Origin of the sequence: Enterobacter sp. ODB01, assembly GCF_001623605.1 — a bacterium.
GTDB lineage: Bacteria > Pseudomonadota > Gammaproteobacteria > Enterobacterales > Enterobacteriaceae > Enterobacter > Enterobacter kobei.
The window spans coordinates 500,562-526,665 of sequence record NZ_CP015227.1; the positions used below are offsets into that span (position 1 = coordinate 500,562).

At 55.5% G+C, this 26,104-nt stretch carries 25 protein-coding genes; 4 read left to right on the top strand and 21 right to left on the bottom strand.

Annotation, left to right across the window (positions count from 1 at the left end; translation table 11 throughout):
• Window positions 1–43 precede the first annotated feature (43 nt).
• The 13 genes from rpoS to cysG all read right to left on the bottom strand — a co-directional run bounded on the left by rpoS (window position 44) and on the right by cysG (window position 11,045).
• Complete coding sequence (gene rpoS / locus A4308_RS02415) at window positions 44–1,036, bottom strand: RNA polymerase sigma factor RpoS (RefSeq protein ID WP_008499600.1); 993 nt, start codon at window positions 1,034–1,036, stop codon at window positions 44–46.
• 59 nt (window positions 1,037–1,095) lie between these two features.
• Entirely contained in the window at window positions 1,096–2,220 is a 1,125-nt protein-coding gene (nlpD, locus tag A4308_RS02420; protein ID WP_023338754.1) for a murein hydrolase activator NlpD, read from the bottom strand.
• Between the two features lie 116 nt (window positions 2,221–2,336).
• Window positions 2,337–2,963 (bottom strand): protein-L-isoaspartate(D-aspartate) O-methyltransferase, encoded by a 627-nt coding sequence (locus A4308_RS02425; RefSeq protein WP_014885027.1) that lies wholly within the window; start codon window positions 2,961–2,963, stop codon window positions 2,337–2,339.
• Complete coding sequence (gene surE / locus A4308_RS02430; RefSeq protein WP_014885028.1) at window positions 2,957–3,718, bottom strand: 5'/3'-nucleotidase SurE; 762 nt, start codon at window positions 3,716–3,718, stop codon at window positions 2,957–2,959. The genes A4308_RS02425 and surE overlap by 7 nt, the downstream gene beginning before the upstream one ends.
• On the bottom strand, window positions 3,699–4,748 hold the full coding sequence (gene truD, locus A4308_RS02435) for a tRNA pseudouridine(13) synthase TruD (protein WP_045281979.1): 1,050 nt from the start codon (window positions 4,746–4,748) through the stop codon (window positions 3,699–3,701). Before truD ends, surE begins: the two co-directional genes overlap by 20 nt.
• Complete coding sequence (gene ispF, locus A4308_RS02440; RefSeq protein ID WP_006811766.1) at window positions 4,745–5,224, bottom strand: 2-C-methyl-D-erythritol 2,4-cyclodiphosphate synthase; 480 nt, start codon at window positions 5,222–5,224, stop codon at window positions 4,745–4,747. Before ispF ends, truD begins: the two co-directional genes overlap by 4 nt.
• The gene (gene ispD / locus A4308_RS02445) at window positions 5,224–5,934 is read right to left on the bottom strand and encodes a 2-C-methyl-D-erythritol 4-phosphate cytidylyltransferase (protein WP_023338756.1); all 711 of its coding nucleotides are present in this window, start codon (window positions 5,932–5,934) and stop codon (window positions 5,224–5,226) included. Before ispD ends, ispF begins: the two co-directional genes overlap by 1 nt.
• 19 nt (window positions 5,935–5,953) lie before the next feature.
• Window positions 5,954–6,265: a cell division protein FtsB gene (gene ftsB / locus A4308_RS02450; RefSeq protein ID WP_008499609.1), complete on the bottom strand. Its 312-nt coding sequence runs from the start codon at window positions 6,263–6,265 to the stop codon at window positions 5,954–5,956.
• A gap of 79 nt (window positions 6,266–6,344) precedes the next feature.
• Window positions 6,345–6,671, bottom strand: coding sequence for a DUF3561 family protein (locus tag A4308_RS02455; protein WP_014885031.1), 327 nt, complete (start codon window positions 6,669–6,671; stop codon window positions 6,345–6,347).
• Between the two features lie 58 nt (window positions 6,672–6,729).
• Window positions 6,730–7,335, bottom strand: coding sequence for an adenylyl-sulfate kinase (gene cysC, locus A4308_RS02460; RefSeq protein WP_014885032.1), 606 nt, complete (start codon window positions 7,333–7,335; stop codon window positions 6,730–6,732).
• Complete coding sequence (gene cysN, locus A4308_RS02465) at window positions 7,335–8,759, bottom strand: sulfate adenylyltransferase subunit CysN (protein WP_014885033.1); 1,425 nt, start codon at window positions 8,757–8,759, stop codon at window positions 7,335–7,337. Before cysN ends, cysC begins: the two co-directional genes overlap by 1 nt.
• A gap of 9 nt (window positions 8,760–8,768) precedes the next feature.
• The gene (cysD, locus tag A4308_RS02470; protein WP_008499613.1) at window positions 8,769–9,677 is read right to left on the bottom strand and encodes a sulfate adenylyltransferase subunit CysD; all 909 of its coding nucleotides are present in this window, start codon (window positions 9,675–9,677) and stop codon (window positions 8,769–8,771) included.
• A gap of 9 nt (window positions 9,678–9,686) precedes the next feature.
• Window positions 9,687–11,045 (bottom strand): siroheme synthase CysG, encoded by a 1,359-nt coding sequence (cysG, locus tag A4308_RS02475; RefSeq protein ID WP_014885034.1) that lies wholly within the window; start codon window positions 11,043–11,045, stop codon window positions 9,687–9,689.
• A 237-nt stretch (window positions 11,046–11,282) separates the two neighbouring features.
• Between cysG and A4308_RS02480 the strand changes: the two genes are divergently transcribed.
• Complete coding sequence (locus A4308_RS02480; protein ID WP_014885035.1) at window positions 11,283–12,326, top strand: aminopeptidase; 1,044 nt, start codon at window positions 11,283–11,285, stop codon at window positions 12,324–12,326.
• Window positions 12,327–12,397: 71 nt separating this feature from the next.
• Here the strand turns inward: A4308_RS02480 and cysH are convergent, their stop codons facing one another.
• Genes cysH through cysJ form a run of 3 tightly spaced genes read right to left on the bottom strand, consistent with a single transcriptional unit; the run spans window position 12,398 to window position 16,665 of the window.
• Window positions 12,398–13,132, bottom strand: coding sequence for a phosphoadenosine phosphosulfate reductase (cysH, locus tag A4308_RS02485; RefSeq protein ID WP_014885036.1), 735 nt, complete (start codon window positions 13,130–13,132; stop codon window positions 12,398–12,400).
• Window positions 13,133–13,147: 15 nt separating this feature from the next.
• Window positions 13,148–14,860, bottom strand: coding sequence for an assimilatory sulfite reductase (NADPH) hemoprotein subunit (gene cysI, locus A4308_RS02490; RefSeq protein WP_014885037.1), 1,713 nt, complete (start codon window positions 14,858–14,860; stop codon window positions 13,148–13,150).
• The gene (gene cysJ, locus A4308_RS02495; RefSeq protein ID WP_023331194.1) at window positions 14,860–16,665 is read right to left on the bottom strand and encodes an NADPH-dependent assimilatory sulfite reductase flavoprotein subunit; all 1,806 of its coding nucleotides are present in this window, start codon (window positions 16,663–16,665) and stop codon (window positions 14,860–14,862) included. The genes cysI and cysJ overlap by 1 nt, the downstream gene beginning before the upstream one ends.
• A gap of 306 nt (window positions 16,666–16,971) precedes the next feature.
• On the opposite strand from cysJ, the gene queD reads away from it, so the two are divergent.
• Complete coding sequence (queD, locus tag A4308_RS02500) at window positions 16,972–17,334, top strand: 6-carboxytetrahydropterin synthase QueD (RefSeq protein ID WP_014885039.1); 363 nt, start codon at window positions 16,972–16,974, stop codon at window positions 17,332–17,334.
• Between the two features lie 30 nt (window positions 17,335–17,364).
• Here the strand turns inward: queD and queE are convergent, their stop codons facing one another.
• From queE to A4308_RS02515, 3 genes are read right to left on the bottom strand one after another with little or no spacing between them, the layout of a single operon-like run.
• A complete protein-coding gene (gene queE, locus A4308_RS02505; RefSeq protein WP_014885040.1) occupies window positions 17,365–18,036 on the bottom strand; it encodes a 7-carboxy-7-deazaguanine synthase QueE in 672 nt (223 codons plus the stop codon).
• A 54-nt stretch (window positions 18,037–18,090) separates the two neighbouring features.
• Complete coding sequence (locus tag A4308_RS02510) at window positions 18,091–18,798, bottom strand: N-acetylmannosamine-6-phosphate 2-epimerase (RefSeq protein ID WP_023331196.1); 708 nt, start codon at window positions 18,796–18,798, stop codon at window positions 18,091–18,093.
• Complete coding sequence (locus A4308_RS02515) at window positions 18,798–20,357, bottom strand: maltose/glucose-specific PTS transporter subunit IIC (RefSeq protein WP_014885042.1); 1,560 nt, start codon at window positions 20,355–20,357, stop codon at window positions 18,798–18,800. The genes A4308_RS02510 and A4308_RS02515 overlap by 1 nt, the downstream gene beginning before the upstream one ends.
• 165 nt (window positions 20,358–20,522) lie before the next feature.
• On the opposite strand from A4308_RS02515, the gene A4308_RS02520 reads away from it, so the two are divergent.
• Window positions 20,523–21,347: a MurR/RpiR family transcriptional regulator gene (locus A4308_RS02520; protein ID WP_045281980.1), complete on the top strand. Its 825-nt coding sequence runs from the start codon at window positions 20,523–20,525 to the stop codon at window positions 21,345–21,347.
• 358 nt (window positions 21,348–21,705) lie between these two features.
• Complete coding sequence (locus A4308_RS02525) at window positions 21,706–22,815, top strand: SDR family oxidoreductase (protein WP_023331198.1); 1,110 nt, start codon at window positions 21,706–21,708, stop codon at window positions 22,813–22,815.
• Between the two features lie 52 nt (window positions 22,816–22,867).
• On the opposite strand, the gene eno is transcribed toward A4308_RS02525, so the two are convergent.
• Window positions 22,868–24,166 (bottom strand): phosphopyruvate hydratase, encoded by a 1,299-nt coding sequence (gene eno, locus A4308_RS02530; protein ID WP_014885045.1) that lies wholly within the window; start codon window positions 24,164–24,166, stop codon window positions 22,868–22,870.
• Window positions 24,167–24,248: 82 nt separating this feature from the next.
• Window positions 24,249–25,886 carry a glutamine hydrolyzing CTP synthase gene (gene pyrG / locus A4308_RS02535; RefSeq protein ID WP_014885046.1) on the bottom strand — a complete coding sequence of 546 codons (1,638 nt, stop codon included), beginning with the start codon at window positions 25,884–25,886 and terminating at the stop codon, window positions 24,249–24,251.
• Window positions 25,887–26,104 lie beyond the last annotated feature (218 nt).

Genomic DNA, 26,104 nt, shown 5'->3' on the forward strand with positions numbered 1-26,104 from the left:
AAAAGGCCCGTCTCACGACGGGCCTTTTTTGACGAAAGGTTGCTTATTCGCGGAACAGCGCTTCGATATTCAGACCTTGCCCCTGCAGGATTTCACGCAGGCGGCGCAGACCTTCAACCTGAATCTGACGAACACGTTCACGAGTCAGACCAATTTCGCGGCCAACATCTTCCAGTGTCGCAGCTTCATACCCCAGTAAACCGAAACGACGTGCCAGCACTTCACGCTGTTTGGCGTTCAGTTCGAACAGCCATTTGACGATGCTCTGTTTCATGTCATCGTCCTGCGTGGTGTCTTCCGGACCGTTGTCTTTTTCATCGGCCAGGATGTCCAGCAGCGCTTTTTCGGAGTCGCCACCCAACGGGGTGTCAACGGAGGTAATGCGCTCGTTGAGACGCAGCATACGGCTTACGTCATCAACCGGTTTATCGAGTTGTTCGGCAATTTCTTCTGCGCTTGGCTCGTGGTCCAGTTTATGGGACAACTCGCGCGCGGTACGCAGATACACGTTCAACTCTTTGACGATGTGGATCGGCAGGCGGATCGTACGGGTCTGGTTCATAATAGCCCGTTCGATGGTCTGACGAATCCACCAGGTCGCGTAGGTTGAGAAACGGAACCCGCGTTCCGGGTCAAACTTCTCAACTGCGCGGATGAGACCTAAGTTGCCCTCTTCAATCAGATCCAGCAGAGCCAGACCACGATTGCCGTAACGGCGGGCAATTTTCACGACCAGTCGCAGGTTACTTTCGATCATGCGACGACGCGAGGCAACATCACCACGCAAAGCACGACGTGCGAAATAGACTTCTTCTTCGGCCGTTAGCAGTGGGGAGTAACCAATCTCCCCAAGGTAAAGCTGAGTCGCGTCCAGTACACGCTGTGTGGCGCCCTGCGATAACAGCTCTTCTTCAGCCAAATCGTTATCACTGGGTTCCTCTTCTACTAAGGCTTTTTCGTCAAAAGCCTCTACTCCGTTCTCATCAAATTCCGCATCTTCATTTAAATCATGAACTTTCAGCGTATTCTGACTCATAAGGTGGCTCCTACCCGTGATCCCTGAACGAGACACCCTGGCTGGCATGCCCCGTCAAATTATCGCTGCGGCAAATACTGCAGCGGGTTTACGGATTTCCCCTTGTAACGAATTTCAAAATGCAAGCGTGTAGAACTGGTTCCGGTGCTACCCATGGTAGCGATTTTTTGCCCCGCCTTAACTTCTTGTTGTTCCCGGACCAGCATTGTGTCGTTATGGGCGTAGGCACTCAGGTAATCATCATTGTGTTTGATGATGATAAGATTACCGTAACCGCGCAGAGCATTACCGGCATACACAACGCGTCCGTCTGCGGTCGCGATGATAGCCTGTCCTTTACTGCCTGCGATATCGATCCCTTTGTTCCCACCCTCAGAAGTGGCGAAGTTTTCGATAATCTTGCCGTCAGTTGGCCAGCGCCAGGTAGTGATTGACGAACTGGCATTCTGACTGCTTGCAGTCGGTTCAGTAGAGCTAACCACAGGTGCCGTAACCGGTGCTGTGACAGTAGTCGCAGTCCCTTTATTATTCGGCAACATTTTGTTAGCAGTCTGATCACCTGAATCCTCAGAATACGTAATTACAGGTTGTGAAGCAACCACCGTGGTGGATTTTTGTGCAGGCTTAACGCTGTTATTTTGTGCGGTCACATCGGCCGCTGAAACCGTGTTGCCAGGCGTCAGTGGCGTACCCGTTGCGTTGCCCACCTGGAGCGTTTGCCCAACCTCCAGACCATACGGGGCCTGGACGTTGTTACGCTGTGCGAGGTCACGGAAATCGTTCCCGGTGATCCAGGCAATATAGAACAGCGTATCGCCGCGTTTCACGGTATAGGTGCTGCCGCCGGTATAGCTGCCTTTCGGAATGTTCCCATACTGACGGTTATACACTATGCGGCCATTTTGGGTCTGAACAGGCTGTTCAACTGGCTGAATCTGTGTTGGCTGCGTCATTGGGCGCTGAACTGGCTGGATTGACGGATTTTGTTGCGCCGTGGCAGTTCCCATTTTAGGCGGAGGCGTGATCAACATTCCGCTGGACGTGTTACCCGAGCCGCTGTTTCCGCCGACGGAACTGACGGGCGCAGGTGCATTGTTAGAACTTGTACAGCCAGCCAGCCAGAGCGAAACCAGTGATAATGCCGCAACACGGCTGATGGTGAATTTAGGGCTTCCCGCGCTCATTTATCCCCCAGGAATGTGTTAACTACCAGTGACTTAAAATTTACCGTGATGGCACGAATCTTTCGCGCCACACCATACGCTGAATTTGCCTTAATAACCCTGGATAAATCCGAGTCTCAGGCCAACTCCCCCTTTACCAGAGGCACAAAGCGCACGGCTTCCACGGTGTCGATAATAAACTCGCCGCCACGTCGACGAACGCGCTTCAGGAGCTGCTGCTCATCGCCGACGGGCAGAACAAGAATGCCCCCCTCATCCAGCTGCGACAACAGGGCTGCAGGAATTTCAGGCGGGGCTGCCGTCACGATGATGGCGTCGAACGGGGCGCGAGCCTGCCAACCCTGCCATCCATCACCGTGTCGTGTCGAAACATTGTGTAAATCAAGTTGTTTCAGGCGACGACGCGCCTGCCACTGTAAACCTTTAATCCGCTCAACGGAGCAGACATGGTGCACCAGATGCGCCAGGATCGCGGTCTGATAACCCGAGCCGGTGCCAATCTCCAGCACGCGCGAATTGGGCGTGAGCTCAAGCAGCTCCGTCATGCGCGCCACCATGTAAGGCTGCGAAATCGTCTGGCCTTGCCCAATAGGCAGCGCCACGTTTTCCCACGCTTTGTGTTCAAACGCCTCGTCTACAAATTTCTCACGCGGAACCTGGGCAAGCGCTTCAAGCACATGCTCGTCGCGGATCCCCTGTGCGCGAAGTTGTTCCAGAAGAGTTTGTACACGTTTGCTTACCATTGCGCGTTCACTCCTGCGCGATCCAGCCAGCCCGACACCACATCTTGCGCACTATACGCCGTTAAATCTACGTGCAGTGGCGTAACAGAAACATAGCCTTCATCCACGGCGGCAAAGTCGGTATCCGGACCCGCATCGCACTTATCGCCAGGAGGGCCGATCCAGTAAAGCGTGTTGCCGCGAGGATCCTGCTGCGGGATCACCTGATCGGCCGGATGACGGCTGCCGCACCGTGTGACGCGAATGCCTTTAATTTCATCCAGCGGGAGATCCGGCACGTTGATGTTCAGAATACGCCCGGTACGCAGCGGCTCGCGGCCGAGCGCCCGCAGGATCGAGCAGGTCACCGCGGCGGCGGTGTCGTAGTGCGTGTGGCCGTTTAACGAAACCGCCAGCGCCGGGAACCCCAGATGACGACCTTCCATTGCGGCCGCCACGGTACCGGAGTAAATCACGTCGTCGCCGAGGTTCGGCCCGGCATTAATACCGGAGACAACAATATCCGGACGCGGTCGCATCAGGGCATTCACGCCCAGAAAGACGCAGTCGGTCGGTGTGCCCATCTGAACGGCAATATCGCCATTTTCAAAGGTAAAGGTGCGAAGCGACGACTCCAGGGTCAGTGAGTTAGACGCTCCACTGCGGTTACGATCGGGCGCCACAACCTGCACATCCGCAAATTCACGGAGGTGCTTCGCCAGGGTCTGAATGCCTGGCGCGTGGATCCCGTCATCGTTACTCAGCAATATTCGCATAATCACCCGAGGTGTTGATAAGTTCCCTGACAACGCTGGTGGCAAAGCTACCGGCCGGCAGCCAGAAGCGTAACTCGACGGTGACGTCATCCCACCAGTTCCAGCTTAGCTGCTGCGGGTAGAGCAGCATCGCGCGGCGTGCTGCTTCGACTTTTTCCCGCACCAGCAAAGATTGTAATGCTTGCGCATCGGCGACAGCCGTCTGCTCAGCGCTCAGCGCGTCGCCCTGCGTCCCCCACTCACCGGAGCCGGGTAACGCGGCGGTAATCATCAGCGATTTCGCGTCCACGCGCGACTGCACATCGGCCATTTCGTCGGCCGTTGCCACAAACCAGCTTCCGCGTCCCGCTAATTGTAGCGCATCGCCAACAACAACTTGATTCGCGTCCGGTTTTTTCAGCCTTTCGCTCACAATCTGATTAAACAACGCACTGCGGGCCGCCGACAACCAAAAACTACGCTTATTCCTGTCGCGCACCGGCGCATCGCTTTGTGCCCATCGCAGCGCGCCCTGCAGGTTACTGCCGCCAATGCCAAAGCGCTGGGCGCCAAAGTAGTTCGGTACGCCGCGTTCATTGATGGCGTTGAGGCGTTTTTCAACGTCTGAACGGTCGGACACTTCACGCAATACCAGCGTAAACGCATTGCCTTTCAACGCCCCCAGGCGCAGTTTGCGCTTGTGACGGGCGTATTCCAGCACTTTACAGCCTTCCAGCTCAAACTGGCTTAAATCAGGCATCGTATTGCCGGGAACGCGCGCACACAGCCACTGTTCGGTGACGGCGTGTTTATCTTTCTGTCCGGCGAAGCTCACCTCGCGGGCATGAATTTTGAGGAATTTTGCCAGCGCATCGGCCACAAACCGGGTATTGCAGCCGTTTTTAAGAATTCGTACCAGGATATGTTCGCCTTCACCGTCCGGCTCAAACCCCAAATCCTCAACCACCACGAAATCTTCTGGGCTGGTCTTCAGCATGCCAGAACCCAGCGGTTTACCGTGCAGATAAGTCAGGTTATCGAAGTCCGTCATTTGGCGGCCTTCACCAGCAGCGCCACCGCTTCACAGGCAATACCCTCGCCGCGACCGGTAAAGCCCAGCTTCTCGGTGGTGGTGGCTTTGACGTTCACGTCGTCCATGTGACAGCCCAGATCCTCAGCAATAAACACGCGCATCTGCGGTATATGCGGCAGCATTTTCGGCGCCTGAGCGATGATCGTCACGTCGACGTTGCCCAGCGTGTAGCCTTTGGCCTGAATGCGGCGCCAGGCTTCGCGCAGCAGTTCGCGGCTGTCTGCGCCTTTAAACGCCGGATCGGTGTCCGGGAACAGCTTGCCGATATCCCCCAGCGCAGCGGCGCCCAGCAGGGCGTCGGTCAGCGCATGCAACGCCACGTCGCCATCAGAATGCGCCAGCAGACCTTTTTCGTAAGGAATACGTACGCCGCCAATGATAATTGGGCCTTCTCCGCCAAAGGCGTGTACATCAAAACCGTGTCCAATTCGCATTATGCCTTCTCCTGATGGGTCGAACGGGTAAGATAAAATTCCGCGAGCTGTAAATCTTCCGGGCGCGTCACTTTTATATTATCAGCGCGTCCTTCAACCAGTTCGGGGTGAAAACCGCAATACTCCAGCGCGGAGGCTTCATCCGTGATGGTCGCCCCTTCTTTAAGCGCACGCGTTAAGCAGTCGTGGAGTAATTCGCGGGGGAAAAATTGTGGCGTCAGCGCGTGCCAGAGATCGACGCGCTCAACGGTGTGGGCGATAGCCTGCTTGCCAGGCTCGGCGCGCTTCATGGTGTCACGCACCGGAGCGGCCAGGATGCCCCCCACTTTACTGGTTTCACTCAGCGCCAGCAGGCGCGCCAGATCGTCCTGATGCAGACACGGACGTGCGGCGTCGTGCACCAGCACCCACGGCGCGTCTCCGGCAGCCTGAATGCCCGCCAGCACGGAATCGGCGCGCTCGGCGCCGCCGTCAACAACGGTAATCTGTGGATGGTTTGCCAGCGGTAGCTGCGCAAAACGCGCATCGCCGGGGCTGATGACAATGATCGCTCGCGTCACCCGCGGGTGCGCCAGCAGCGCCGCCACGGCATGCTCGAGGATCGTTTTATCACCAATTGAAAGGTACTGCTTGGGACACTCTGTTTGCATGCGCCGGCCAAAACCTGCGGCCGGCACCACGGCACAGACGTCCGAAAAAGTTGCTGCCATGTCGTAATCCTGGGCCTGATTATCGATTATTTTGTGCTGAGCCCTGATTGCGTTTAGACGCATCCGGAACCAGACGATAAAAGGTTTCGCCCGGCTTAGTCATACTGAGTTCATTGCGTGCGCGTTCCTCAATCGCCTCCTGTCCGCCATTGAGGTCATCAATTTCAGCAAAGAGTTGATCGTTACGCGCCTTAAGTTTGGCGTTTGTTGCCTGCTGAGCCGCGACGTCATCGCTCACCCGGCTGTAGTCGTGCAGTCCGTTCTTACCGAACCACAACGAGTATTGCAGCCAAATCAGCAAAGCCAGCAACAGCAGCGTTAGTTTACCCATCCTGCCCCCTGAAAAAACGGCTTCATCATCCCATAACTTTCCGCTGGACTCTACTCTGGGGTGTTAATTATGCCGCAAGTTAACCCATCAGCCATAAAAATAGCAGCCCAAATATGATGACTACGGCGGCGATAGTGAACACGGCACTATACAGGAGCCGGCCATTGAACAGGGAGTGCAACGCAATGCCGACGACAACCGCGACGGGCATCAGCGCCAGGAAGAAAGGCCAGGTGTAGAGGAAGAAGAACAGCGTATTGCCGCCATACATAAGAAACGGGATGCCAAGCGCCAGCAACCAGGAGACGAAGCCAATAATGGCCCCGGGAAATGACCAGGTCGTTTCGTCGTCGGTCGCGAGCGGCTCCGACCCGGTGGTGATAATGTAGTTTTCACTGTTGCGCATAGCTAATCCTGTGACCGTGACTCATCGTTCGGAAAGACAGCTCCCGAACGATACCGCCTCAGGATCTGATAATATCGTCCCGTCTGAGCAGGTCTAATAATTGGCTTACTAAATTTGTTACCAATTGTTGACCTTCCAGGTGAATCTCAGGCGATTCAGGCGCTTCGTAAACCGCGTCAATTCCGGTGAAGTTGCGCAGTTCGCCGGCACGCGCTTTTTTGTACAGCCCTTTCGGGTCGCGAGCTTCGCAGACCGCCAGTGGCGTATCGACAAACACTTCGATAAAGCGATCCTGCCCCACGCGCTCACGTACCATCTGGCGCTCAGCACGATGCGGCGAGATAAACGCCGTTAACACCACCAGCCCCGCATCCGCCATCAGGCTGGCGACTTCTCCCACCCGGCGAATATTCTCTTTGCGGTCGTCGTCGCTGAAGCCTAAATCGCTGCACAGACCATGACGGACATTATCCCCGTCCAGCAGGTAGGTGCTCACGCCCCTCTGATGCAGCGCCTCTTCCAGCGCGCCCGCTACCGTGGATTTACCGGAGCCAGAAAGCCCGGTAAACCACAGCACAACCCCACGATGTCCGTGGAGTTGCTCACGCTGCGCGACGGTGACCGGATGAGGATGCCAGACGACGTTCTCATCATGTGCGGCCATTATTTGCCTCCCAGCAGATCGCGGGCGCCCCAGTGCGGGAAGTGCTTACGCACCAGCGCGTTCAGCTCCAGTTCGAAGGCGCTGAATTCAGAGGCGACGGTCGCCTGCTCGTTTGGCTCACGAACCATCCCCGCGCCGACGGTGACGTTAGTCAGACGGTCGATAAAGATCAGGCCGCCCGTTACCGGGTTCTGCTGATACGGATCCAGCACCAGCGGCTCATCGAAAGTCAGATCCACCAGGCCAATACCGTTCAGCGGCAGCTCGCTCACGTCACGCTGGGTGAGATTGTTGATGTCCACCTGGAACTGAATGCCGTCCACGCGGGCGCGAGTTTTCTTGCCCGCAATTTTGATGTCGTAGCTCTGGCCTGCGGTCAGCGGCTGTTCCGCCATCCAGACCACATCCACAGACGCGCCCTGCACTGCTGCCAGCGTTTCCTGCGCGTCGACCAGCAGATCGCCCCGGCTGATATCAATCTCGTCTTTCAGCACCAGGGTGACCGCCTCCCCTGCCCCGGCTTCCTGGAGGTCGCCGTCGAACGTCACGATGCGCGCGATTGCCGATTCTACGCCGGAGGGCAGCACTTTGACACGCTGTCCCACCTTCACGGAGCCGGAGGCAATCGTGCCGGAGAAGCCGCGGAAATCGAGATTTGGACGGTTAACGTACTGCACCGGGAAGCGCATCGGCTGGGTATCAACCACGCGCTGAATTTCAACGGTCTCCAGCACTTCCAGCAGCGTCGGGCCGCTGTACCACGGCATATTCGCACTCTGGGAGGCGACGTTATCGCCTTCCAGCGCGGAAAGCGGCACGAAGCGGATATCCAGATTACCCGGCAGCTGTTCGGCAAAGGTCAGGTAACTCTGGCGGATCTCCTCAAATTTCTCTTCGCTGAAGTTCACCAGATCCATCTTGTTGACCGCCACGACCAGGTGTTTGATCCCCAACAGCGTGGAGATAAAGCTGTGACGACGGGTTTGATCCAGCACGCCTTTACGGGCGTCGATCAGCAGGATCGCCAGGTCGCAGGTCGACGCGCCGGTCGCCATATTACGGGTATACTGCTCGTGCCCCGGGGTGTCGGCGATAATAAATTTGCGCTTCTCCGTTGAGAAATAGCGATAGGCCACGTCGATGGTGATGCCCTGCTCGCGCTCCGCCTGCAAACCATCCACCAGCAGCGCCAGGTCGAGTTTTTCACCCTGGGTACCATGACGTTTGCTGTCGTTGTGCAGAGAAGAGAGCTGATCTTCGTAAATCTGGCGTGTATCGTGCAACAGGCGACCAATCAGGGTACTTTTCCCGTCATCCACGCTGCCGCAGGTCAGAAAACGCAGCAGGCTTTTGTGTTGTTGCGCGTGCAGATACGCTTCCACGCCGCCTTCGTTGGCAATTTGTTGAGCAATAGTGGTGTTCATGGCGGCTCCTTAGAAATAACCCTGACGTTTCTTCAGCTCCATGGAGCCTGCCTGGTCGCGGTCAATCACGCGCCCCTGTCGCTCACTGGTGGTCGACACCAGCATCTCTTCAATGATCTCCGGCAGCGTCTGCGCGTTGGATTCCACCGCGCCGGTCAGCGGCCAGCAGCCGAGGGTACGGAAACGCACCATCTGTTTTTTGATGACTTCGCCCGGCTGCAGGTCGATGCGATCGTCGTCGATCATCATCAGCATGCCGTCGCGCTCGAGCACCGGGCGCTCAGCCGCCAGATACAGCGGAACGATCTCGATATTTTCCAGATAGATGTACTGCCAGATATCCAGCTCGGTCCAGTTGGAGAGCGGGAAAACGCGGATGCTTTCGCCTTTGTTGATCTGGCCGTTGTAGTTGTGCCACAGCTCCGGGCGCTGGTTTTTCGGATCCCAGCGGTGGAAACGATCGCGGAAAGAGTAGATACGCTCTTTAGCACGAGACTTCTCTTCGTCACGGCGCGCGCCGCCGAAGGCGGCATCAAAGCCGTATTTGTTCAGCGCCTGCTTCAGCCCTTCGGTTTTCATGATATCCGTATGTTTGGCGCTGCCGTGCACGAAGGGGTTAATGCCCATCGCCACCCCTTCCGGATTTTTATGCACCAGCAGCTCGCAGCCGTAAGCTTTTGCGGTACGGTCGCGGAATTCGTACATTTCGCGGAATTTCCAGCCGGTATCGACGTGCAGCAGCGGGAACGGCAGCGTACCCGGATAAAACGCTTTACGCGCCAGATGCAGCATGACGCTGGAATCTTTACCGATGGAGTACATCATCACCGGGTTAGAAAATTCGGCTGCCACTTCGCGGATAATATGGATACTTTCCGCTTCGAGCTGCCGCAGGTGAGTAAGTCGTTTTTGGTCCATAACCGTTCCTTAAGCCAGATTCACCACAGAGGAACCAAACCCCTCTGAGTCTGTAGTATGTTGAAACCAGGCGAGCGTACTGTGCAGCTGTACCACTTCCCCCACCACGATCAGGGCGGGCATCGGGGCATCTTTCGCCAGGTCTGCAAGTTCGAGTAATGTGCCGATAGCAACATGCTGATCGACGCGGGTGCCGCGAGAAATCACGGCAACGGGCGTCGCTGCCTCGCGACCGTGCTGAATCAGCTGTTCGCTGATGTCTGCGGCTTTCATCGTGCCCATGTATATCGCCAGCGTTTGCCGGCTCTGGGCGAGATGCGACCAGTCAAACGGCGTGCTGTCGGCCTTGTAGTGCCCGGTCACAAAAGTGACGCTCTGCGCATAATCGCGATGGGTCAGCGGAATACCGGCATAGGCCGTTACTGCTGATGCCGCCGTAATGCCAGGCACCACCTGGAACGGCACGCCCGCTTCGGCTGCCGCCTGCAACTCTTCTCCGCCGCGTCCGAAGATAAACGGATCGCCCCCTTTCAGACGCACCACGGTTTTGCCCGCTTTAGCGGCAGCAATCAGCATCTGATTGGTGTCGTGCTGCGGCACAGAGTGCTCGCCTGCCCGTTTGCCGACGCAAATTTGCTCCGCGTCGCGACGAATCAGCTCGCGCACGCCGTCGGTGACCAGATGGTCGTAGAACACCACGTCCGCGTCCTGCAGCACCTGAAGGCCACGCAGCGTCAGAAGCCCGGCATCGCCCGGCCCTGCGCCCACCAGAATGATCTCCCCGTTCGTACTGCCAGGGTTATCCAGTTCGTCTTCAAGAATTTTCTGCGCCGCCGTCTCATTGCCGGCCTGCATCAGGCTGGCAAAGCGGCCGCGAAACACCCGCTCCCAGAAGCGACGACGTTCCGCCACGCTGGTCAGCCGGGTCTTCAGATGGTTACGCCAGTAGCTGGCTGTCTCCGCCATGCGCCCGAGGCTTGTCGGCAGCAGTGCTTCGATTTTTTCCCGCAGCACGCGCGCCAGCACCGGAGCGGTCCCGCCGGAGGAGATCGCCACCAGAAGCGGCGAACGGTCAACGATCGACGGGAAGATAAACGAGCATAACGGCTGGTCGTCCACCACGTTCACCAGACGGTAACGGGCCTGAGCGGCGTCGGAAACACGACGGTTCAGGTCGCGATCTTCGGTCGCCGCTATTACCAGCACTACGCTGTCGATTTGTGATTCGTCAAAATCCGCTTCTGCCACTACCCGCACCTGCGCCCCCGCACGTTGCAAAAACGCGATTTTGCGATCGGCAATTTCACCCGTGCCAACAACCAGCACCGGTTTCTCTTTAATCGCGGCAAATAAGGGCAGATAGTCCACAGGCAACAACTCACTAACAACGAGGAATAGAGGGACTATAGGGGGCAGCTTAGACCGAATGAAATTACGAATTGGAATGAGTAGTTACTCAATGGAATAACGATGTGAAAAAGTTAATATCAAAAAGTGCTTAACACGCGAATTTTCGGGCATTTAAGAGCAATTCAAATTGTGTATGGACGATCACAGTTTCATACTAGGCCAGTTAAAATTTTGCTCTGTTTTTAAGGACTCACTATGTTTTCCGCAACGCGCCACTGTGTTGCTGCCCTGGCGCTAGGCGTTTGCTTTATTCTTCCGGCTCAGGCAAAAAATCAACCCTATGGTGAAATCGCCACTCAGCAGGCGCGGCATATTGCTACCGTTTTCCCTGGCCGCATGACCGGTTCACCTGCGGAAATGCTCTCTGCTGACTATATTCGCCAGCAATTTGCTGATATGGGTTACCAGAGCGATATCCGGTCGTTTCACAGCCGCTATATCTATACCTCGCGCAATAAAACACAAAACTGGCACAACGTGACCGGCAGTACGGTTATTGCGGCTCACGAAGGTCGCGCGGCGGAACAGATTATTATCATGGCGCATCTCGATACTTACGCACCGCTCAGCGATGCCGACACCGATAACAACCTCGGCGGGCTGACGCTGCAGGGCATGGACGATAACGCAGCGGGTCTTGGCGTGATGCTCGAACTGGCCGAGCGAATGAAGAACATTCCGACGCAATATGGCATTCGTTTCGTTGCCACCAGCGGTGAAGAGGAGGGTAAGCTCGGCGCTGAGAATCTCCTTAAACGCATGAGCGCTGAAGAGAAGAAAAATACGCTGCTGGTAATTAACCTCGATAACCTGATTGTCGGCGATAAACTGTATTTCAACAGCGGGCAGAGTACACCGGGTAGCGTGCGTAAACTGACGCGTGACCGGGCGCTCGCCATTGCCCGCAGCCACGGGGTGTATGCCGCCAGCAACCCGGGCGGCAATCCAAATTATCCGCGAGGAACGGGCTGCTGCAACGACGGCGAAGTGTTCGATAAAGCGGGTATTCCGGTCCTGTACGTGGAAGCAACCAACTGGGCGCTGGGGAAAAAAGATGGCTACCAGCAACGGGGAAAATCGAAAGCCTTCCCGGACGGGACAAGCTGGCATAACGTGATGCTGGATAATCAGCAGCATATTGATAGCGCCCTGCCGCAGCGCATTGAACACCGCAGCCGGGACGTGGTGAAAGTGATGCTGCCGCTGGTGAAGGAGCTGGCGAAGGCGGGGAAAGGCTGAGGTTTTTAAGTATAGCGCGGCCTGATGCCCTCACCCCAACCCTCTCCCACAGGGAGAGGGCGGTTGAGGAATTACCCTTCGTGCAACCCGCACTCGCGCTTCAGCCCAAAGAATCGCGTCTCTTCTTCCGCCATTCCCGGTTCCCATTTGCGCGTGGTGTGGGTGTCTCCAACTGACAGGTAGCCCTGGTCCCACAGCGGATGGTACTTCAGCCCGTGTTTTTGCAGGTACTGGTACACCGTCCTGTTATCCCAGTCGATAATCGGCAGCACCTTAAAGACTCCGCGCTGGACTGCCAGCACCGGCAGCGTGGCACGGCTGCCTGACTGCTCACGGCGCAACCCTGCAAACCACGTCTGCGCGTTAAGCTCTTTCAGTGCCCGGTTCATCGGCTCGACTTTGTTGATCTCATTGTATTTCTCAATGCCCTCAACGCCCTGCTCCCACAGCTTGCCGTAGCGTGCCTCCTGCCAGGCCGCGCTTTCCGTCGCGCGGTAGACTTTCAGGTTCAGCCTGAGCTTGTCCGTCAGCTCGTCAATAAACTGGTAGGTTTCCGGGAACAGGTAGCCGGTGTCGGTGAGGATCACCGGAATGTCCGGACGGATCTGATTCACCAGATGCAAACTCACCGCCGCCTGAATACCAAAACTCGACGAAAGCACATAGTCTCCCGGCAGGTTTTCCAGCGCCCAGGCCACGCGCCCTTCGGCGTCGAGCTTTTCCAGTTGGGCGTTGGTTTCTGCCAGCGCCAGAATGCGTTCGACTTTTGGCAGTTCGTTAAGGGCGTTTAGATCGAGTACGGACATAATTACCTCTCGTGGTTACTCCCAGAAATCCCTTGCGGGATCGAGCACCGGGCGAATGATGCCCGCACGCACCGTAAAGTCGCCGAAGCCTTCACCCGCTTCGCGCTCTTTCGCCCAGCGCCCGACAAGCTCGTCGATGGAATCAAGGATTTCCGGCTCGGTGATGTTCTCGCGGAACATACGCGGAATACGTGTGCCGATACGGTTACCGCCCAGATGCAGGTTATAGCGACCCGGCGCTTTCCCCACCAGCCCCAGCTCGGCCAGCATCGCGCGGCCGCAGCCGTTCGGGCAGCCGGTCACTCGCATAACAATATGCTCGTCCGGAATGCCGTGTTTTTCCAGAATCGCTTCCACTTTGTCAGTAAATGACGGCAGGAAACGTTCCGCTTCGGCCATCGCCAGCGGACAGGTCGGGAACGACACGCAGGCCATGGAGTTTTCACGCTGCGGTTTGACCGCATCCATCAACCCATGATCGCGCGCCAGCGTCTCGATCTTCGCCTTCTGGCTCTCCGGCACGCCGGCAATGATCAGGTTCTGGTTAGCGGTAATGCGGAACTCGCCTTTGTGGATCTTCGCAATTTCCAGCAGACCGGTTTTCAGCGGACGGCCCGGATAATCCAGAATTCGACCATTTTCGATAAACAGCGTCAGATGCCATTTATTGTCGATACCTTTCACCCAGCCAATACGATCGCCGCGACCGGTGAATTCGTAAGGACGGACTGGCTCAAATTTGATCCCCGCGCGACGCTCCACTTCCGCTTTGAACGTCTCCACTCCCACGCGCTCGAGGGTATATTTGGTTTTCGCGTTTTTACGGTCGGTACGGTTACCCCAGTCGCGCTGGGTCGTGACCACGGCTTCCGCCACCGCCAGCGTGTGCTCCAGCGGCAGGAAGCCGAACTCGCTCGCGGTGCGGGCGTAGGTTTTCTTGTTACCGTGCTCAATGGACAGGCCCCCGCCCACCAGCAGGTTAAAGCCGACCAGCTTGCCGTTTTCGGCAATCGCCACGAAGTTCATGTCGTTGGCGTGCAGGTCAATATCGTTCTGCGGCGGGATCACGACCGTGGTTTTGAACTTACGCGGCAGATAGGTCTGGCCGAGAATCGGTTCTTCATCGGTGGTCGCGACTTTCTCCTGATCGAGCCAAATCTCTGCATAGGCGCGGGTGCGCGGCAGCAGATGCTCAGAGATCTTCTTCGCCCACTCATACGCTTCGGCATGCAGCTCAGACTCGTACGGGTTCGACGTGCAAAGCACGTTACGGTTCATGTCGTTGGCGGTAGCCAGTGCGTCCAGCCCGACGGAGTGCAGCATCTGGTGCACCGGCTTCACGTTCTTCTTCAGAATACCGTGGAACTGGAAGGTCTGACGGTTGGTCAGGCGGATGCTGCCGTAAATCGTGTTTTCGCCAGCGAATTTATCAATCGCCTGCCACTGTTTGGTGGTGATGACCCCACCCGGCAGACGGCAGCGCAGCAGCATCGCATGACGCGGCTCCAGCTTCTGTTCGGCACGCTCAGCGCGAATATCGCGGTCGTCCTGCTGGTACATACCGTGGAAACGGATCAGCAGGAAGTTGTCACCTTTAAAACCGCCGGTGAGACCGTCATTCAAATCTTCAGCAATGGTGCCGCGCAGGTAGTTGCTTTCCAGCTTCATGCGCTCGGCGTCTGTCAGTTTACCTTCGACCACCAGTGGCCCTGGATGTTTTTCGCTCATTAGTAGACATCTCGCTGATAACGGCGCTCAACGCGCAGCTCACTTAAAAATTCATCCGCCGTTTCGGCATCCATACCGCCGAATTCGGCAATCACTTCCAGCAGTGCCTGCTCAACGTCTTTCGCCATGCGATTGGCGTCGCCGCAGACATAAATGTGGGCACCGTCATTGATCCAGCGCCACAGCTCTGCACCCTGTTCGCGCAGTTTGTCTTGTACGTAGACTTTTTCTTTCTGGTCGCGGGACCAGGCCAGATCGATACGGGTCAGCACGCCCTCTTTGACGTAACGCTGCCACTCAACCTGGTAGAGGAAATCTTCGGTAAAGTGCGGGTTACCGAAGAACAGCCAGTTTTTGCCTGGCGCGTCGTCCGCCGCACGTTGTTGCATAAAGGCGCGGAACGGCGCAATACCGGTGCCTGGACCAATCATGATCACCGGGGTTTCCGGGTTCGCCGGCAGGCGGAAGTTGTCGTTGTGCTCGATAAAGACGCGCACTTCGCCCTCTTCTTCCACGCGGTCCGCCAGGAAACTTGATGCCCCACCCGCACGGGCGCGGCCTTCGATGTCATAACGCACCACGCCGACGGTGATATGCACTTCGCTCTCCACCTCTGCCTGAGAAGACGCGATGGAGTAGAGGCGCGGGGTCAATGGACGCAGCAGCCCGACCACTGCATCGGCATCCAGCTGCGCCGGAGAGAAACGCACCATATCGACAATCGGCGTCGTCGCGGCGTAATGCTGCAGTTTCGCTTTGTCGCCCACCAGCGGCAGCAGCGATTCACTGCGCGTTAAGGTGGCGTAATTTTCGACGATGTTCGGAGTGTTGACCGTCAGTTCGAAATGCCACTGCAGCGCATCAGAAAGCGACTGGGTTTTGCCGTCAACGGTGACAGGCTCATCACCTTTCAGCCACAGCAGCTCAACCAGTTCTTTCACCAGCGCCGGATCGTTCTGATACCAGACGCCCAGCGCATCGCCAGGCTGATAACGCAGGCCAGAGTCACCGAGATCGATTTCGATATGACGCACGTCTTTTTCCGAGTCGCGGCCAGTGATTTTCTGGTTCACCGACAGGCTTGCCGCCAGCGGTGCTTCTTTCGTGTAAGGGCTGGTATGGATATCGTTGACGACGCCCGCTGAGGTCAATGCGGCCTGCGCCGGCGTCTCTTTCGGCACGCGCGCTTTCAGCACCTCAACAATGCGCGCACGCCATTCGGCGGCGGCAGTCTGGTATTCCACATCCGCGTCGACGCGGTCCAGCAGGCGCTCTGCGCCGAGCTCCGCCAGCTTACTGTCGAAGTCTTTACCGGACTGACAGAAGAATTCATAGGAGGTATCGCCCAGACCAAACACGGCAAACGCCGTGCCATCCAGTTTTGGGGCTTTTTTCGAGAACAGAAACTTATGCAGCGCTACCGCTTCTTCAGCGGGTTCACCTTCGCCCTGGGTAGAGGCGACCACCACCAGCAGCTTTTCTGACGCGATTTGCTTAAATTTATAATCGCCGGCGTTGACCAGGTTCACATTCAGTTTGGCGGCCAGCAGGTCGTCACGCAACGCTTCGGCCACGCGGCGGGCGTTGCCCGTCTGCGAGGCGGAAATCAGCGTAATAGCGGGAATTTCCACAGCCGTTGCCGGTGCGCCCGCGACAGCGCCAGGCTGCTGATTGAGCATTCCCCAGAAATAACCGGAGACCCAGGCAAGCTGAGTGGGAGAAAAATCAGAGGTGGCAGCCTGAAGGCGCGCCAGTTGCTCCGGGTTCAGGGGAAGCAAATTTGATGGTGGGGCCTGTGTTGTCATGCGTCGTTATGTTCCAGTAGCCAAGCGGACTTTAAGCGAATAAATCCAAACTGAAGATAAGGTTAACGGCGAGGATAATAACAATTAAAGAAGGGATGGAAATAATAAATAACCAAATGGACTAACCTGTTTTAGTTATCGTTCTTAGCGATAAAACAGGTTAACTAACTCATTGAAAATAAATAGTTAAAAACCAAAAAAGCACCTTACCACCATGGCTGCGCCTTCAGAGCCGTTTTAGTTAATGCTAAAAATTGTGCTTTCCGGTACTATGCGGCGGTTTTTTCCGCATTACTGAGAGCGATCATGTCCACCACACTGTTTAAAGATTTCACCTTCGAAGCCGCCCACCACCTTCCGCATGTTCCTGAAGGGCATAAATGTGGCCGTCTGCATGGGCATTCGTTTATGGTGCGTCTTGAGATCACCGGTGAAGTTGATCCGCATACCGGTTGGATCATGGATTTTGCCGAACTGAAGGCCGCGTTTAAACCGACCTACGACCGTCTGGATCACTACTATCTGAATGAGATCCCGGGCCTTGAAAACCCGACCAGCGAAGTGCTGGCAAAATGGATTTGGGATCAGATGAAGCCGCTGGTACCACTGCTGAGCGCGGTGATGATCAAAGAGACCTGCACGGCAGGCTGCGTGTATCGCGGAGAGTAAAAAAATAGCCCGGCAAAACCGGGCTTTTTTTTAGGCTATATTCAGGTATTTGTGCGTCTGCATGGACAGGCGCCAGTTACGCGCGATACAGGTTTCAATACACAGACGCGTCGCATCTTCTTTCTGGCTGATAGGCTGCAGGGCAATCACCCGCTGCTTTTCATCCGTCAGCGTCGCCAGCAGTTCGTCCAGCGCTTCGATATCGCGCACGCGCCCTACCGGGTGCTTAATCTCATCCGCGCGTTCCAGCGCCTGAGAGAGCACGTCATACCCGCCGCGCATATTCACTTTTGGCGAAACCGTCACCCAGGTAGAGTGAGAGCAGCGCACTTCGTGGGTGCCACTGGTTTCAATCTGGCAGCTGTAGCCGTTCTTTTCGAGCAGCTCGGTCAGCGGGGTCAGATCGTGGATACAGGGTTCACCGCCGGTGATCACCACATGGCGCGCCGTCCAGCCCTGACGACCAATAATCGCCAGCAGATCTTCTGAACTGCCCGCGCCCCACTTATCGCTCTCTTTGGTTTTCGCCAGAATGCTAAACAGCGACACTTCCCGATCTGCGAGCTTATCCCACGTATGTTTGGTATCACACCAGGCACAGCCAACCGGGCATCCCTGTAAACGAATGAAAATAGCGGGAACGCCGGTAAAGTAACCCTCGCCTTGCAGGGTCTGGAACATCTCGTTAATCGGGTACTGCATAGTCATCTCAGTTAAGGGGATAAACGATAAGTATCGCAGATCCCCGCCGGATGGTCATGCTCCATCGGTGCTTTGCGCGCTAATCGCCGCCATAAACCGTTCGGTAATTTGCTGTGGACGGGTGATCGCGCCACCGACGACGACCGTGTGCGCACCCAGCGCCAGGCACCGGGCCGCGCGTTCAGGCGTATCCACGTTCCCTTCGGCAACCACGGGAACCGTCACGGCTGCCAGCACGGCCTTCAGGAACGCGCAGTCGTTCTCCGGAAGCGAATGGCCTGCCGTTTCCGCCGTATAGCCGTAAAGCGTCGTGCCGACGCAGTCAAAGCCCAGCGCCTGCGCCGTCACGGCTTCGTCCACGGTGGAAATATCCGCCATCAGCAGTACCGAGGGGTAGCGCGAGCGGATGCGCATGACCAGCGTTTCCAGGGATTCCCCACCGGGACGCTCCCTGGCCGTGGCATCAAGGGCTATGATTTCCGGAGAGACGGCCATGAGCTCATCCACCTCTTTCATCGTGGCGGTGATAAACACTTCGCTTTCCGGGTAATCCCGTTTGATGATGCCGATGACAGGCAAAGAGACCTGCTGCTTAATGGCCTCGATATCCACCACGCTGTTGGCACGAATGGCAGCGGCCCCGCCCTGCGCCGCCGCCAGCGCCATCCGCGACATAATAAACGGGCTATGCAGCGGTTCATTCTCCAGCGCCTGACAGGAGACGACCAGTTTTCCCTTCAGGTTATCCAGTACAGTTTTCATTACGATAAAATCTCTTCCACTTCGTTTTTGATAATGGTGACGTGCGGGCCATAAATGACCTGAACCCCGTTACCGCGCACGATAACGCCGCGCGCGCCGGTCGCTTTCAGCGCCGCGTCATCCACCTTGCTGCCGTCTTTGACCGTGACGCGAAGGCGCGTGGCGCAGCAGTCCACCTCGTCCAGATTGTCTTTTCCACCTAATCCGGCGATCACCGCCGCAGCACGCTCGCTTTGCGGCAGACTCACTTCATCAACCATCGCCGTCTTTTCACGGCCCGGCGTGGCGAAATCAAAACGGTTAATCAGGTAGCGGAAGGTGAAGTAGTAAAGGAAGAACCACGGCACGCCGACCAGCGGAACGAACATCCAGTTGGTTTTGGCCTCCCCCTGCAAAATACCGAACAGCACGAAGTCGATAAAACCGCCGGAGAAGGTTTGCCCGATGGTGATATGCAGCATGTGTGCAAGCATGAACGCCAGCCCGTCAAACAGCGCATGGATGACGTAAAGCACCGGCGCAATAAACAGGAAGGAGAACTCGATGGGCTCGGTAATGCCCGTCAGGAAAGAGGTTAACGCCGCAGAGAGCAGCAGCCCGGCAACGCGCTTTTTGTTCTCGGGTTTTGCCGTGTGGTACATCGCCAGACACGCGCCGAGCAGGCCAAACATCATCGTAATAAAGCGCCCAGACATGAAGCGCGACGTACCTTCATAAAACTGACGCGTCGTCGGGTCAGCCAGCTGGGCGAAAAAGATACGCTGCGTACCCTCCACCAGATGACCATTGACGATCTCGCTGCCGCCAAGGGCCGTGGTCCAGAACGGAAGATAGAAGATGTGGTGCAACCCGAACGGGCCCAGCATGCGTAAAATGAAGCCGTACAGCAGGGTGCCCAAATAACCTGTGGCGTCTACCAGCCCGCCCAGACCAAAGATCAGTTTCTGGAAATGCGGCCAGACCACGGTCATCAGCGCGCCGACGAGTATCGCCGCCAGCGAGCTGATAATCGGGACAAAGCGCGAGCCGCCAAAGAAGCCCAGGAACTGCGGAAGGGCAATTTTATTAAACCGGTGATGCAACGCGCAGGTCACGAGACCAATCACTACGCCGCCAAATACACCCGTTTCCAGCGTCTGAATCCCCAGCGTCATCCCCTGCCCCACGGCCCCCGGGTTTTCCTGCGCCAGTTTGCCGGTGAGGATCAGCAGCGCGTTGATGGTGGCGTTCATCACCAGAAACGCCAGTAACGCCGCCAGCCCTGCCGTGCCTTTATCACTTTTTGCCAGCCCAACGGCCACCCCAACCGCAAACAGCACAGAGAGGTTCGCAAATACGATGGAACCTGCACTGCTCATGATGGTGAAAACCGCCTGCAGCCAGCCCACATCTAAAAACGGATAGGCCGTCAGCGTATTGGGATTCGACAACGCGCCGCCTATCCCAAGCAGCAGACCCGCCGCAGGCAACACGGCGATGGGCAACATAAACGATTTGCCGAAGCGCTGCGCTTTTTCAAACCATCCCCCCGAAGAGGCTCCACTGAACATTTGCATCATTTTTTCATCCCCTCATTTATTGATGAAAATTTTTACCATATAAATATTTAATAGTGAAAATTATCATCAAAAACCAGGAGACCGATCATACTTTTTCAAAATGACTGGCATCTTTCCCCCGCTTTCCGTCACACTAGTCACAGAGAAACGCATTAAGGACCTGGCATGTCGGACCATGAAAATCTGCTGCTGAAGCTCCGCCAGGAGGCTTCCGGGTACAGCCCAACACAACAAAAACTCGGCGAGTTTGTCCTCAGCGATCCCGCCCGAGTGCTCTACCTGACGATCACGGAACTGGCGCGCGAGAGTCACACCAGCGAGGCCAGCGTGACGCGTCTTTGCCGGACGCTGGGCTGCAAGGGCTATAACGAATTCAAAATGGCGCTGGCGCTGGATATTCAGCAGGGTCAGCCCGCGCGAGAGGCCGGGGATGAAATTGATAACGTGGTGGATGAGTCAATCCTGGCTCTGCAGGATACCGCCAGGCTCCTGGACCGGGCGCTGCTTGAAAAAGCCGCACTGGCACTGCATCAGGCGCAATCCGTGCAGATCTATGGCGTCGCGGCCAGCGCAATCCTCGGTGAGTATCTGCATTACAAGTTATTAAGGCTGGGTAAACCCGCACAGTTATTTAGCGACATGCACCGCGCAGCCATGAATGCGGCAACGCTCTCGGCTGAAACGCTGGTCGTGGCTATCTCCAGTTCCGGTTCTACGCGGGATTTACTTCATGTGGTGAAACTGGCCCGCAAGCGCGGCGTAAAGGTTCTGGCGCTCAGCAACACGCCACGTAGCCCGCTGGCTTCCCTGAGTGATATGCAACTGGTAGCCGCCAAGCCAGAAGGCCCGCTTAGCGCTGGCGCGCTCAATGCAAAGGTGGGTGTCATGCTGCTGGTCGAATTGCTGACCACCACTCTTATTACGCTGGACAACCATTACGCGGATGTTAGCCAGCAAACAGCCAGCGCTACGCTTCCTTTGCTGCTCTGAAAATATTACGCAGGCTACATAAACTAGCCTGCTTTTTACGTTACTCAATTTCCCTTAAGCAAAATTTAATTTATTTTCCAGATAAATGTTTGGTGTAACAAAATATTTTATTTATTACATTTTCAATGCTGTAACCACCCTAATCCTGAATCATAAAAATACATACAAATCATAAAGTTGAAATATAATTATTTATAAATTGAATTTTTCACCTTTCCGCAATGTCCAATATCTCCACCTGATTTCCTTTCCTTAAAATAAGCTTAAGACGCTGCCTGTTTCGGCGATTTATTATTTAAATGCCGTTTACTTTTGCGCGCCTACAATTCGCCTCATCAATCATAATGAGACGGTATTAATGAAGATGTTATTGATTACAGGCGTGACCGGTTTCCTGGGCGGTGCAGTACTTGAAAAAATTCTGACGAGCGATCAATCCGTGAAACTCCTTTTGCTTGCCCGCGCCGGCGATCCGCAAAGCGGGCTGGAGCGCGTGCAGGAGAACATGCGTAAGTTCAACGTTTCTGAGGAGAAACTGGCTTCCCTGAGCGTGGAGAATATTCTCATTGGCGACCTCAGTCAGCCGGAGGCCTTTCTGAACGATCCGCGACTGAACCAGGTCACGCATGTGGTTAACTGCGCGGCTGTCGCCTCATTTGGAAACAACCCGCTTATCTGGAAGGTAAACGTCGACGGTACCCTTGCGCTGGCACGCCGCATGGAACAGGTCACTGGACTGCAGCGTTTCCTGCACGTAGGCACAGCAATGTCATGCACCCCGGAGCAGGATTCACTGGTCGCGGAAAGTGCTGAATTCAGAGAAAATGCTGAACATCTGGTGGAATACACTTATTCGAAGTCAACCATTGAAAAGCTGATGCGTCAGGAGTGCCCGGACCTGCCGCTGCTTATCGCCCGCCCCTCCATCGTCGTCGGCCATACCCGTCACGGCTGCACGCCGTCGAGCAGCATCTTCTGGGTCTTCAGTATGGGCCTGATGCTGCAAAAGTTTATGTGTTCAATGGAAGACCGGATCGACGTAGTGCCGGTGGATTATTGCGCCGACGCGCTGTTAATGCTGCTCGGCAGCAACGCGCGTCCGGGTGAGGTGGTGCATATTTCTGCCGGGGAAGAAAACAGCGTTCGCTTTGCAGACATCGATCAGGCTATGGCGCAGGCGCTGGAGAAAGCGCCCGTCGGTGATAAATATGCGCAGGTCAGCTACGAAACGCTGGTCAGAATGCGCCGCGAGCTGAAAACGATTTTTGGTCCATGCAACGAACGCCTGATGCTGAGAGCGATGCGCTTATACGGCGCCTTTGCCACGCTGAACGTGCGCTTCAGCAACGATAAGCTGCTCAGCATGGGAATGCCGAAACCCCCGCGTTTTACGGATTATATCGCCCGCTGCGTCCAGACCACCCGGGGATTGACCATCCCGGAGCAAATGGCGGTCGATTTTAAATAGCCAAAAAAAATGCCAGTCTTTCGACTGGCATTTTCATTTAAGGCTTAAGCAATTATGCCTGGCCTTTGATCTCTTTACGACCGTTGTATGGTGCTTTTTCGCCCAGTGCTTCTTCGATACGAATCAGCTGGTTGTATTTAGCAACACGGTCAGAACGGCTCATAGAACCGGTTTTGATCTGGCCTGCAGCGGTACCCACTGCCAGGTCAGCAATGGTTGCATCTTCAGTTTCACCAGAACGGTGAGAGATGACAGCGGTGTAGCCAGCGTCTTTCGCCATTTTGATCGCAGCCAGGGTTTCGGTCAGAGAACCGATCTGGTTGAATTTGATCAGGATGGAGTTAACGATGCCTTTCTCGATGCCTTCTTTCAGGATCTTGGTGTTGGTTACGAACAGATCGTCACCAACCAGCTGGATTTTGTCGCCCAGTACTTTGGTCTGGTATGCGAAACCATCCCAGTCAGACTCGTCCAGACCGTCTTCGATAGAGACGATTGGGTACTGTTTGGTCAGGTCTTCCAGGAAGTGAGTGAACTCTTCGGAGGTGAACGCTTTGTTGCCTTCGCCAGCCAGAACGTATTTACCGTCTTTGTAGAATTCAGATGCTGCACAGTCCATCGCCAGGGTGATGTCTTTGCCCAGCTCGTAGCCAGCAGCTTTTACTGCTTCTGCGATAACAGCCAGAGCTTCTGCGTTAGAACCCAGGTTTGGCGCATAGCCACCTTCGTCACCTACAGCCGTGTTCATACCTTTAGCTTTCAGAACTTTAGCCAGGTTGTGGAACACTTCAGAACCCATACGTACCGCTTCTTTCAGGGATTTCGCGCCAACTGGCTGAATCATGAATTCCTGAATATCAACGTTGTTGTCTGCGTGCTCACCACCGTTGATGATGTTCATCATTGGTACAGGCATGGAGTATTTGCCTGGGGTGCCGTTCAGTTCAGCGATGTGCTCGAACAGTGGCATACCTTTAGCAGCCGCTGCTGCTTTGGCGTTCGCCAGGGAAACCGCCAGGATTGCGTTCGCACCGAAGTTAGATTTGTTTTCAGTACCGTCCAGATCGATCATGATCTTGTCGATGCCAGCCTGGTCTTTAGCGTCTTTGCCAATGATGGCCTGAGCAATAGGACCGTTTACAGCGCCAACCGCTTTCAGTACGCCTTTGCCCATGAAACGGGATTTGTCGCCATCGCGCAGTTCCAGCGCTTCGCGGGAACCCGTAGAAGCACCTGATGGAGCAGCTGCCATACCGACGAAACCACCTTCCAGATGAACTTCAGCTTCAACGGTCGGGTTACCACGGGAGTCGATGATTTCACGACCGATGACTTTAACGATTTTGGACATTAGATTTTCCTCAGTACAAGTTAAACTAAAACTCCAGACAAACAACGCGTACCAAAGGTACGCGTTGCCGTTCTAACTTTTTTTACTTCGCCTGACGCTTCTGGTACTCGCTGGCGGCTTTCACGAAGCCTGCAAACAGCGGATGCCCGTCACGCGGCGTTGAAGTAAATTCCGGGTGGAACTGGCAGGCAACAAACCATGGATGGTTTGGCACTTCAATGATCTCGACTAACTGATCATCCCCGGAGCGGCCCGCAACGCGCAGGCCCGCAGCTTCAATTTGTTTCAACAGCATGTTGTTGACTTCATAGCGGTGACGATGGCGCTCGGTGATGACCGATTCGCCATACAGCTTGCGAACCACGCTATCGTCGGACAGCTGGCAGGCCTGTGCGCCAAGACGCATTGTGCCACCCAGATCGCTCTTCTCGGTACGGACTTCGACGTTACCGTCTTCGTCGCGCCATTCCGTAATCAGCGCCACTACAGGGTACTTACAGTCTGGCACAAATTCCGTAGAGTTCGCGTTTTCCATTCCCGCTACGTTGCGCGCAAATTCGATCAGCGCAACCTGCATACCCAGGCAGATGCCGAGGTAAGGAATATTGTTTTCACGCGCGTAGCGTGCAGTGGCGATCTTGCCTTCAACACCGCGGTAGCCAAAGCCGCCAGGGATGAGAATCGCATCCAGATCTTTCAGAATTTCCACGCCACGCGTTTCAACATCCTGCGAATCAATCAGCTTGATGTTCACGGAGACGCGGTTCTTCAGACCACCGTGTTTCAGCGCTTCGATAACTGACTTATAGGCATCCGGCAGTTCAATGTACTTGCCGACCATACCGATAGTCACTTCGCCCGCCGGATTGGCTTCTTCATAGATAACCTGTTCCCATTCAGACAGGTTAGCTTCCGGACAGTTCAAGCTGAATCGTTTACAAATATAATCGTCCAGGCCCTGCGATTTCAACAGGCCCGGGATTTTATAAATGGAATCGACATCTTTCATTGAAATAACGGCTTTTTCAGGCACGTTACAGAACAATGCAATTTTCGCACGTTCGTTCGCCGGGATAGCGCGATCGGAACGGCAAACCAGGATGTCAGGCTGAATACCGATGGAGAGCAGCTCTTTAACAGAGTGCTGAGTCGGTTTGGTTTTCACTTCACCTGCAGCCGCCATGTAAGGCACCAGCGTCAGGTGCATGAACAGCGCATGCTCACGACCAATATCTACCGCCAGCTGACGAATCGCTTCGAGGAACGGCAGGGATTCGATATCCCCTACGGTACCGCCGATTTCAACCAGCACTACGTCATGCCCTTCGCCACCGGCAAGGACACGCTCTTTGATGGCGTTAGTGATGTGTGGGATAACCTGAACGGTCGCGCCCAGGTAGTCACCGCGGCGCTCTTTACGCAGAACGTCGGAGTAGATGCGGCCAGTCGTAAAGTTGTTACGACGGGTCATTTTGGTACGAATGAAACGCTCGTAGTGGCCAAGATCCAGATCGGTTTCAGCGCCGTCTTCAGTAACGAACACTTCCCCGTGTTGGGTTGGGCTCATGGTGCCAGGATCGACGTTGATGTACGGATCCAGTTTCATCATGGTCACATTGAGGCCACGGGCTTCAAGAATGGCTGCGAGGGAGGCTGCGGCAATGCCTTTACCCAGAGAGGATACGACCCCGCCGGTCACAAAAATATAGTTCGTTGTCATGCTGAACCTGAGAAGTTAGGGTGAAACGATGGAATAACCAGGACGGGAAAGTAGTATACCCGAACACGGCGAGCGCCACAAACTTTCATTCTCCGTCTCCATTCCAGGCCATGACAAACATAAGGAGTGAGAAAATAGCCCCTTTTGGGTAAATGTTTTTGACGCAAATCAAGTGCTTGTCATTTAAAAAATCACACAAATTGCGCTTGATCGCAAAA